Origin of the sequence: Azonexus sp., from assembly GCF_047638095.1 — a bacterium.
GTDB lineage: Bacteria > Pseudomonadota > Gammaproteobacteria > Burkholderiales > Rhodocyclaceae > Azonexus.
Map to the genome: position 1 here is coordinate 11,993 of NZ_JBLJBW010000020.1, position 10,486 is coordinate 22,478.

Consider the following 10,486-nt stretch of genomic DNA (forward strand, 5'->3'; position numbering starts at 1 on the left):
CACCTCGCATGTGCCATGACTGACGCAATAAAATCGATACATAAACTGACCGAAGCCTTGGAACAAGGCTGGATGCAGTATCGTGCGCGCGGCGATTTTGATTTGTTCGTCGAATTTGTTGTTTTGCTCAATGGTTTGGCGGAGCAATTACATCGGCGGCATCTGCCGGGTTTGGTGCGTCAGTGTCAGGAACTTGAAAACGCTGCGCTAACGCTGTTTGTCGAGCCGGAAATGCATCCGGTGCCGCTCGATCAGGCACTGGCGATCGAGCGCAAGTTATCCCCCATTCTCGAGGGTTTGCGCTTGCAGGATGCGCCGCCGGGGCAAGGTGGGCGCAGCAGCGACAGCCGTCCGGGTTTGCCGCCGAAAGTGCGCGGTCGCCGGCGTTTGTTGCTAATCGCCCAGGAGACCTGCAGTCGCGCCCAGGCCTTGGCGCAACGCCTTGAATTTTTTGGTTTTCAAGCCGATTTACGCCCCTGGGGCAGTGATTTTTCTATCGTCGGCGAAGCCCCCCTGGCCGCGGTATTCATTCCGGAACTTGAGGGGCGGGCCTATCCGCCGGCGGCGATTCAAAGCATCGTCCAGATGCGCAGCGCTTTTCCCGCAACCTATATTTATTGCCTGGGTGCGCCGGTAAATCTGCAGAGCATCATTTTGCTGCAGCGGGCGGGGGCGGATACTTGCTTAACGGTGGGTGGTAGCGGCTGCGCCTTGATTTCGCATGTGCTCGATCTGATTGGTCGCCAGGAGCAAGACGCTTACCGGGTGTTGATCGTGGAGGATTCGGCGACCGCCACCGCGCACGTGCGCCGCGCCTTGACGCAGCACGCCATTGAAAGCCAGGCGATCAACGACCCGCGCCAGCTGCTCGAAGCGGCCGCGCAATATCGCCCAGACGCTATTTTGATGGACATGTACATGCCGTTTTGCACCGGCGTGGAAGCCACCAGTGCGCTGCGTCAGCTGCCGGAATATCGGGCACTGCCGGTAATTTATCTGTCCAGTGAAACCGATATTGCGCAGCAGGTGGAAGCCTTGCGTCTGGGGGGTGACCAATTTCTCACCAAGCCGGCCAACCCCATCATTCTGGCTTCGGTCGTCAAAACCAAGATCGAGCGTTATCGGGAGATGCTGCACGCCAGCCAGCACGATAGCCTGACCGGGCTGCTCAATCACTTGGCGTCAAAAATCCAGGTTGAACGCTTGGCGCTCGATGCGGCGCAGAGCGGTTTATTGACCGTGGCCATGCTCGATATCGACCGCTTCAAGTCGATCAACGACAACTACGGTCACCCCGTCGGCGATCAGGTCATTCGCAGTCTGGGCTGGCTCTTGCGCGGGCGTTTGCGCAGCAGTGACTTGATCGGGCGCTATGGCGGCGAGGAATTCATCGTTGCTTTGCCCGGGGTGAGGCCGGCGCAAGCCATGCGTTTGCTCGACCAGGTGCGCGAGGATTTTTCCCGCCTGCCGCATAGCCACGCGGGCGGCCTGCTGACCGCAAGTTTCAGCTGTGGCCTTGCCCAGTGGACGGGGCAGGAAACCGGGGGCGCTTTGATTGCGGCGGCAGACGAGGCCCTGCTCGAAGCCAAGCGCAGCGGGCGTAATCGGGTGGTGTTTTATGGCGGTGCCGCTGCCATGCAGGCTTTCGATGCGCTGTCAGATGCCGAAATCGACGATGAAATCGACGCCGAAACTACCGCGGCGACGAATTGCGCCGCTTGAAATTCAGGCCGGCTGCGCTGGGTTCGTGCAGGTGAAACAAGCGTTCGGCCCCGGCCTGTAAAAACGCCCGCTCGCTGCCGTCAGCCGAATTCAAGGTGCTGCTCGGCGCGTGCAAGAGTTTGTTGCTCAGACGTAGCGATAGCTGCGTGATGACGTCTTCCGGGTCGGCCCCGCGCGCCAGAAGTTTTAACGCCCGTTCCACTTCCAGCTGCCGGCTGCGCTCGGCGGCATCGCGCAGGGCACGGATGACGGGGACGGTGTCGCGCGCTTGTAGCCAGCCGAGGAATTCGTGCACCCGGTGGCCGATGATGCCCTCGGCTTCGACCACCGCCGCCTGGCGCGATTCGACGCCGCTTTCGACGATCTGCGCGAGATCGTCGACGGTGTAGAGAAACACGTCGTCGAGCTCGCCCGCCTCTTGTTCGACATCGCGCGGCACCGCGAGATCGACGATGAACATCGGGCGATGCCGGCGCGCTTTGATGGCGCGCTCGACCATGCCCAGGCCGATGATGGGCAAGGGGCTGGCCGTGCAGGAAACGATGATGTCGTGCTCCGGCAGGTGCTCCGGCAGTTGGTCCAGACGAATCGCGGTGCCGCCAAAACGCTTGGCCAACTCGCTGCCACGTTCGATGGTGCGGTTGGCAATGGTGACTTGGCGCGGCTGCTGGGCGCAAAAGTGGGCGGCGCAGAGTTCGATCATTTCACCGGCCCCGATGAACAAAATGCGCTGTTCTGCCACCGAATCAAAAATACGCTCGGCCAGATGCACGCCGGCCGCGGCCATGGAAACGATATTGGCACCAATGGCGGTGGTGCTGCGCACTTCTTTGGCGACGGAAAAAGCGCGCTGGAAAAGTTTGTGCAGGCGACTGCCCAAGGTGCCGGTTTCTTCGGCAGCGCGTATGGCGTCCTTGACCTGTCCGAGAATTTGCGGCTCGCCAATGACCATGGAATCCAGGCCGCAAGCCACCCGAAACGCATGGCGAATCGCCGCCGGCTGGTCGTGCACATAGAGGTAGGGCGCGAGCTCTTCCTGGCTGATCTGGTGGTAACGCCCCAGCCAGTCGATGATGGCATCCGGCGTTTCGGCAGCACAGTAGATTTCGGTGCGGTTACAGGTCGATAAAATGGCCGCTTCGCCCACGCCTTGCGTCGCCGCCAGGGCCGCCAGCGCGTGCTGCAATTTGTCGGCACCGAAAGCGACACGCTCACGAATGGCAAGCGGGGCAGAGTGATGATTGATGCCGAGGGTAAAAAGCACAGAAGACCAGATTTGTAATGAAACGCGGAGCGCGATTATAGCATTGCCACCCCATGACTAAAGGAGGTGAGCGCAGCGCGGGCGGGGCCGTTATAATCGGCACTTTCGTTTTGTTTGCCCCGATCATGCGTTCTCTTCTTGTTTTTTCTCTGGCGGTCTTGTTGAGTGCTTGTGCAACGCAAGATGATCCGTCGCGGATTCGCCAAATCGCCCAGGAAGGTGCCTTACGCGTCCATCCGGGCTTGCTGGGGCAGCCCGTACCGGCAGAATTGCAGACTGCTGCAGCGGCCCCCGTGCCGGCCCCGGCAGAAACCTCGTCGATGCGCATGGACGAGCAGGGTTTGCGCGCCCAGCGCAGCGTTTATTTCGATTTGAACCGGGCCGAGATTAAAGCCGACTACGCCAGCGTGCTGGCAGCGCATGGCCAATATCTGGCGCGCCACCCGCAAAGCCGCGTGCGCGTCGAAGGCCATGCCGATGAACGCGGCAGCCCCGCATACAACCAACGTTTGGGTTTGCAGCGAGCGCAAAACGTCCGCGCCACCCTGCTTGGGCATGGCGTGCAGGCCGCGCAAATCAGCGTCAAGAGCTGGGGCAAGGCCAAGCCGAAATTACTGGGGCGTAACGAAGAAGCCTGGGCAGAAAACCGCCGCGCTGACATCGTTTATGAAAAGGAAGACTGAGCGAAAAGATTCGTTTGTCGCCTGTTGTGTTCGATCAAGGCCCCGCAAGGGGCCTTCGTTTTTTCCGGGCGTTTGCCGGATGCACGCCTTTTGTGCGTGCCTATGAGCCGCTTGCCTGGGGTGTTGAAGGGTTTTGACAGCGGAAATGAAGAAGGCCCGGCAGGTTTCCCTGCCGGGCCTGGTTCGGTCGTCCCTAAAGGGACACCTTATTGTAGCAACGGCTCTCACCCCGGAAAGCTACATGGCGTTATTCTACGCACTTTGAATCACAAACTGCAAATCATGAGCGCGACATACACCATAGGCTTGGACATTGGCATCGCATCGGTTGGTTGGTGCGTTCTTGGCGAAACCCGTATCATCGACTTGGGTGTACGCGCCTTCGACAAGGCTGAAACGGCGAAGGAGGGCGAATCGCTGAATCTTGCCCGGCGCAGTGCGCGCCTGATGCGCCGACGTTTGTTCCGGCGAGCATGGCGTTTGAAAAAACTGGTCCGTCTGTTGAAAAGCGAGGGGTTGGTCGACGATAGCAAGGCGTTCCAGCCTGAGCGCACTTTCACCCATCCGCTCTGGCAATTGCGTGTCGACGGCCTAGACCGCCGCCTGAACGACGAGGAATGGGCGCGCGTCATCTATCACCTCTGCAAACATCGGGGCTTTCACTGGATCAGCCGCGCTGAAGCCAAGCAGGCCGAAGGCGATAGCAAGAGCGAAGGTGGAAAGGTCAAACAGGGCTTGGCTGGTACAGCCAAGCGGATGGCGGAAAAAGGCTATCGCAGCGCCGCCGAAATGGTCGTCAATGAATTCGTAAAACCGCAACTCGACAGTAGCGGTTTGATCAAGACAGACAAACAGGGAAATCCGATCCCAACGAGCGCAGCGCGAAACAAGCAAGGCGAATACACCAAAGCGCTTTCGCGGGAACTGCTTGCCAAAGAACTGATGCTGTTGTTCGAGAAGCAACGGGAATTCGGCAACCCGTACGCATCAAAGACGCTGGAGGCCGCCATTCTCGGCAGCGGCGACAAAAAGAGCGGATTGTTCTGGCAGCAAAAACCAGCCCTCGCCGGTGCCGGCCTGCTCAAGATGCTCGGCACCTGCACCCTGGAGAAGGGCGAATACCGCGCCCCGAAAGCCAGCTTCACCGCCGAACGCCACGTCTGGCTGACCCGCCTGAACAATCTGCGCATCGTCACCGATGGCGTTACCCGCCAACTGAACGAACAGGAACGCCAACTCTGCCTGCCCTTGCCTTACCAGCAAGCCAGTGATCTGACCTACAAGCAACTCGGCACGGCGCTGACCAAAGCCGGGTTGCTGCAAACGGGCAGCTTCAAATTCGCCGGTCTTGCCTACCCCACTGGAACACAACAGGCGGAAGGCAAGGCGAAAGACCCGGAATCTGCCGCGCTGGTCAAAATCCCCGCCTGGCAGGAACTGCGCCAAACGCTGATCAAGGCCAGCCTCGATGACGAATGGACAAAGCTCTCGGGCGATGCGCTCTGCGGTCAAGCGGAAATCTTCGACCAAATTGCCTGGGTACTCAGTGTCTATAAGGACGACGATGAAGTCCGCGCCGAACTCGCCAAGCTGGCGCTCCCCAACCGCGATGCGCTCATTGAAGCCCTGCTCAATATCCGTTTTGACAAATTCCACGCCCTGTCGCTGAAAGCCCTGCGCGCCATCGTCCCGTACATGGAAAAGGGGCTGCGCTATGACGAGGCTTGTGTTGAAGCAGGTTATCACCACAGCCAATTGCACAAGGTCGGCGAAGGTGAACACAAGTATCTGCCGTCACTCTACGCCGGACGCGATAAGGACGGGCGCATGCGTTTTGCGGAAGATACTGACATCCCGCGCAACCCGGTTGTCCTGCGCTCACTGAATCAGGCGCGCAAGGTGCTCAATGCCATCATCCGCCGCTACGGCTCGCCGACTGCAGTGCACATCGAAATGGCCCGCGATCTCACTAAGCCACTAAAAGGACATTGGAACTCGCAAGGTAAGTTCATCGAAGGGCGGCAAGATATCCAGAAAGAGCAACTGGAATTTCAAGCCAGAAATCAGCGCGATAAGGAACAATTCATCGAATTATTCGGTCATCCCCCCAAAGGCTCAGAGTTTGAAAAGTGGCGCCTGTACCGGGAGCAGAACGGACAATGCGTTTACTCGCAGAAACCGCTGGCACCGTCGGGCAATGTTGCCGAAATTTTCCTCGACGGCTCCACTGAAATCGACCACGCCTTGCCCTATTCGCGCAGTTTCGACGACAGCAAGAACAACAAAGTGCTAGTCCTGACTCGCGAAAATCGCGACAAGGGCAATCGCACGCCTTACGAATATCTGGGCGGTGCCGAAAACAGCGAACGCTGGCAGCGCTATGTCGCCTTTGTCGAAGCGAACAAGGCCTATCGGCTGGCCAAACGCACCCGCCTGCTGCGCAAGGATTTCGGCACCAAGGAAGCTGAGGAATTCCGCGCGCGCAACCTGAACGACACCCGCTATATCTGCCGCTTTTTCAAGAACTACGTCGAGCAGCATCTGAAACTCGCTGACAGCAGTGAGGCCAAGCGCTGTGTCGTTGTCAGCGGCCAACTGACTAACTTCCTGCGCGCCCGCTGGGGGCTGCTCAAGGTGCGTTCCGACAGCGACCGTCACCATGCACTCGATGCGGCCGTTGTTGCGGCCTGCAGTCACAGCATGGTGCAGCGCCTGTCCAATTACTCGAGCACTCGCGAACTGGAGCAGGTCCGCGATGGCTTCGTCAATATCGAAACCGGCGAAATCGTCAATCCGGCCATGTATCAGCAATTACGCGAGCATTTCCCCGATCCGTGGCCTTACTTCCGGCACGAACTCGAAGCCCGTCTGAAGATCGATTCGCCGGAATTGCTACGCGAAGAAATGGTACGCCTGGGCAGTTACAGCGAGGAAGAGCTCGCGGCCCTCAAACCCTTGTTCGTTTCCCGCGCAGTACAGCGTCGAGGCAGTGGAGCTATTCACGAGGAAACCATTCGCTCATCCAAGCGAATTGCGAATAACCAAAGCCACGTAAGAGTCTCGCTTCAAAAACTCAAGCTGGCTTCGCTTTCAAACATCGTAGGCGCTGGCGATCCTCGAAACGCCTCGCTAATCGATCTGCTGCAAAAACGCTTGATCGAATTCAACGACGATGCAAAACGCGCCTTTGCCGAGCCTATTTTCAAACCTTCCCGCGGCGGCGACGGGCCACAGGTCAAAACCGTCAAACTAATTTCAACTCAAAAGGGGGGTATGAAAGTTCGCGGAGGTGTCGCTGAGCTTGGCGACATGCTGCACGTTGACGTGTTTCGCGATGGAAAGCGGATTCTGATCGAACCTGCCTACATGGCCCACAATTCTGCTCGAATCGCACCTGGCTCTATCCCTGGCAGTGCAGAGTTTCTGTTCTCTCTGACCAAGAATGATTTAGTAGCCGTTACGCTCGGGGATGTCACCTATCAAGGGTACTTTGTCATGTACGAAAGCGACGGCCGTCTAACTCTTCGTGCCCACGACCAACCCAAGCCGGACAAAGACTATTTCCGGAAATCCGTCGCGAGCGCAAAACTAATCCAAAAATTCCACGTCGACACCCTCGGCAATATCTACCCCGCCCCGCCGGAGAAACGTCGTGGGCTGGCGTAGCGTGATGATCTCCCGGCCGGCCAAGCTGCGCCGGGAGCATTTCTCCCTGGCCATCGAGCAGGAGCAGACGGCGTTCGTCCCCTTCGAGGACATCGCTATCATCGTCCTCAACCATCGCGAAATCCAGCTCACCCACCCGGTCCTCTCCGCCTGTGCCGATTACGGCATCGGCCTCTACGCCACCGGCGACAACCACCAGCCCAATGGCGTTTTCCTGCCGTTTCTCGCCCATTCGCGCACCACGCGCCTGATGCGCAAACAGATGGACCTTCCCCGCCCCCTGGCCAAACAAGCGTGGGCCAACATCGTTCGACGCAAGATCGAAAACCAGACTGCTGTTCTTCGTTTTTGCGCAAAAAACGGTGTTGGCCGTATGGATTCCTACGCCCGGCGCGTGCGTTCGGGCGACACGGAAAACCTCGAAGGTCAGGCCGCCGCCTTCTATTTCACCCAACTTTTCGGCCAAGGCTTTTATCGCGCCGAAGAACGCTGGGTCAATGCCGCGCTTGATTACGGCTATGCCGTGTTGCGCGGCGCCATCGCCCGAGGACTGGTCGCCCACGGCATGCACCCGCCGATCGGCCTCTTTCACGCCAGCGAACAAAACGCCTTCAATCTGGCCGACGACCTGATCGAACCCTTCCGCCCCTTGGTCGACCTGCAGGTCGCCAAAAACCCGGCGTTCACCGAAGGCGATCTCAGCCCGCAGGACAAGGCAGAACTGGTTGCCTTGCTCAACGTCGATGTCGGCATGCCGCAAGGCAAGATGTCCGCACTATCCGCCATCGAGTACGCCGCCGAGAGCCTTGTCCGGCTATTCGAACAAGGCAACAGCGAGCTCGAGCTTCCGGCTTTGATCGGCTTGCAGGCCCACCGGCTGGAATGTTGAAGCATGGGATTGGAGACACGACGCTTCATGCGACTCATCGTCTTCTTCGATCTGCCCATGGTCACCAAGACCGAAAAACGCGCCTACGTCCAGTTTCGCCGTTTCCTGCTCAATGACGGCTACGACATGATCCAATGGTCCGTCTATGCCCGGTTGTTGAACGGCAACGATGACCGCGAAAAACATCTCAAACGCCTGATCGATAGCCTCCCGCCTGCCGGATCCATCCGCTGCATGACCATCACAGAAAAACAATTTGCAGGAATACAACTGCTGGTTGGCATGCCGCTTTTTCAGGAAAAAAAGGTTCCGGCGAGCCAGATGTTGCTGTTTTAACCCCAGATTTGCACAAAAAAATTTCCCGCCCAGCTAGGCTGGGCGGGAAATTTAGCTTCGTCAGATTGTAGCTTTCCGGGGTGAGAGAGGGAGCTACAACGCTCGGCCTGCTCGATCTGCTTTTCAATGCGATTGTAGCTTTCCGGGGTGAGAGAGGGAGCTACAACGGATCACGCGCAACCCGGCCATCCGCGAGGGATTGTAGCTTTCCGGGGTGAGAGAGGGAGCTACAACTGGTCACGCATGGCCGTCCTCTCCGCTGGGGATTGTAGCTTTCCGGGGTGAGAGAGGGAGCTACAACCGTTACCAAGGATGGCGTCACTAGGGCCAGGATTGTAGCTTTCCGGGGTGAGAGAGGGAGCTACAACTTTGCCCTTGAGATCGAGCAGGCGGGCATGGATTGTAGCTTTCCGGGGTGAGAGAGGGAGCTACAACAGTCCGCCGGAGCGGGAAACGCCCCATCGAGATTGTAGCTTTCCGGGGTGAGAGAGGGAGCTACAACGGGACATGCGTGCCGAAGAGGCTGGAATGAGATTGTAGCTTTCCGGGGTGAGAGAGGGAGCTACAACATGGTTCAAATTCGACTGCGCAGACGCAGCGATTGTAGCTTTCCGGGGTGAGAGAGGGAGCTACAACTCTCGGAGCATCCTATGACCGACCGCAGACGATTGTAGCTTTCCGGGGTGAGAGAGGGAGCTACAACACAACAGAGAAGGACAACGTGACCAAGAAAGATTGTAGCTTTCCGGGGTGAGAGAGGGAGCTACAACCGATGAGGTTGGGGGGTAGTTCCCCATCAAGATTGTAGCTTTCCGGGGTGAGAGAGGGAGCTACAACAAATCGTGATCATGTTTTTCTCCGGGTTAGGATTGTAGCTTTCCGGGGTGAGAGAGGGAGCTACAACCTCTACCAGGATCAAGTGAACATCAATCTGGATTGTAGCTTTCCGGGGTGAGAGAGGGAGCTACAACCGAGTGTATGGAAGGGTGGCGTCGAGTATTGATTGTAGCTTTCCGGGGTGAGAGAGGGAGCTACAACGCCGGCCGCGAAGGCGCTATTCCTAAACCAGATTGTAGCTTTCCGGGGTGAGAGAGGGAGCTACAACAGCAGTAGCGCGTGTCGCACCAGTTTTTCCGATTGTAGCTTTCCGGGGTGAGAGAGGGAGCTACAACACAGGCACGGCCAGCATTGCCGCTGTTTGGGATTGTAGCTTTCCGGGGTGAGAGAGGGAGCTACAACGTCCTAGGCGGACAGCCCTGCACCGGCAAGGATTGTAGCTTTCCGGGGTGAGAGAGGGAGCTACAACGTCACACACTGCGGATGTGATCCGACTGTTGATTGTAGCTTTCCGGGGTGAGAGAGGGAGCTACAACGAGCAGCAGGCATTGTTCTCCGACTGTGGGGATTGTAGCTTTCCGGGGTGAGAGAGGGAGCTACAACGCAAGGATGGTGACCTTGACTTCTCCAGGAGATTGTAGCTTTCCGGGGTGAGAGAGGGAGCTACAACGAATTGAACCCGGTCATGGCCACTGCCATGGATTGTAGCTTTCCGGGGTGAGAGAGGGAGCTACAACTTACAGCATTCCACCCAAGCCCCGCGAATAGATTGTAGCTTTCCGGGGTGAGAGAGGGAGCTACAACAAGGCGCGATTGTGGAAATCGTTGGGCGTTGATTGTAGCTTTCCGGGGTGAGAGAGGGAGCTACAACGTAACGCCATTGACATTGATCGTCACCGCGGATTGTAGCTTTCCGGGGTGAGAGAGGGAGCTACAACCGGCTCACCACCACGACAGCCCGGCGACTGGATTGTAGCTTTCCGGGGTGAGAGAGGGAGCTACAACAAGGCCTGCTGATTCAAGGGGGGGAAAATGGATTGTAGCTTTCCGGGGTGAGAGAGGGAGCTACAACTCCAGCGAAGCAGGAAC

Annotated in this window: 6 protein-coding genes and 1 CRISPR repeat array (1 of these 7 only partly in view); of the genes, 5 read left to right on the top strand and 1 reads right to left on the bottom strand. The window is 58.1% G+C overall.

Translation table 11 applies throughout. The features are described from left to right. The first annotated feature begins 15 nt into the window (after positions 1 to 15). The gene (locus ACM62Q_RS07080; RefSeq protein ID WP_415034983.1) at positions 16 to 1,722 is read left to right on the top strand and encodes a diguanylate cyclase; all 1,707 of its coding nucleotides are present in this window, start codon (positions 16 to 18) and stop codon (positions 1,720 to 1,722) included. Here ACM62Q_RS07080 and hemA read toward each other — a convergent pair. Next, positions 1,694 to 2,986 (bottom strand): glutamyl-tRNA reductase, encoded by a 1,293-nt coding sequence (gene hemA, locus ACM62Q_RS07085; RefSeq protein WP_415034985.1) that lies wholly within the window; start codon positions 2,984 to 2,986, stop codon positions 1,694 to 1,696. The genes ACM62Q_RS07080 and hemA overlap by 29 nt on opposite strands. Positions 2,987 to 3,039: 53 nt before the next feature. Here hemA and ACM62Q_RS07090 point away from each other — a divergent pair, with 53 nt between their 5' ends. From ACM62Q_RS07090 to cas2, 4 genes are all read left to right on the top strand, one after another. Next, a complete protein-coding gene (locus ACM62Q_RS07090) occupies positions 3,040 to 3,669 on the top strand; it encodes an OmpA family protein (RefSeq protein ID WP_415034987.1) in 630 nt (209 codons plus the stop codon). Between the two features lie 282 nt (positions 3,670 to 3,951). Then, on the top strand, positions 3,952 to 7,335 hold the full coding sequence (gene cas9 / locus ACM62Q_RS07095; protein WP_415034989.1) for a type II CRISPR RNA-guided endonuclease Cas9: 3,384 nt from the start codon (positions 3,952 to 3,954) through the stop codon (positions 7,333 to 7,335). A gap of 4 nt (positions 7,336 to 7,339) precedes the next feature. Further along, a complete protein-coding gene (gene cas1 / locus ACM62Q_RS07100; RefSeq protein WP_415034991.1) occupies positions 7,340 to 8,224 on the top strand; it encodes a type II CRISPR-associated endonuclease Cas1 in 885 nt (294 codons plus the stop codon). Positions 8,225 to 8,251: 27 nt separating this feature from the next. After that, positions 8,252 to 8,560 carry a CRISPR-associated endonuclease Cas2 gene (cas2, locus tag ACM62Q_RS07105; protein WP_415034993.1) on the top strand — a complete coding sequence of 103 codons (309 nt, stop codon included), beginning with the start codon at positions 8,252 to 8,254 and terminating at the stop codon, positions 8,558 to 8,560. A gap of 63 nt (positions 8,561 to 8,623) precedes the next feature. Continuing rightward, a CRISPR array of direct repeats spans positions 8,624 to 10,486; the repeat unit is 37 nt; unit sequence GATTGTAGCTTTCCGGGGTGAGAGAGGGAGCTACAAC; it runs 1,389 nt beyond the window's last position.

Coding starts and splice junctions, on each gene's coding strand:
- cas2 (WP_415034993.1), top strand. CDS start 8,252: ATGCGACTCATCGTCTTCTTCGATCTGCCCATGGTCACCAAGACCGAA.
- ACM62Q_RS07080 (WP_415034983.1), top strand. CDS start 16: ATGACTGACGCAATAAAATCGATACATAAACTGACCGAAGCCTTGGAA.
- ACM62Q_RS07090 (WP_415034987.1), top strand. CDS start 3,040: ATGACTAAAGGAGGTGAGCGCAGCGCGGGCGGGGCCGTTATAATCGGC.
- cas1 (WP_415034991.1), top strand. CDS start 7,340: ATGATCTCCCGGCCGGCCAAGCTGCGCCGGGAGCATTTCTCCCTGGCC.
- cas9 (WP_415034989.1), top strand. CDS start 3,952: ATGAGCGCGACATACACCATAGGCTTGGACATTGGCATCGCATCGGTT.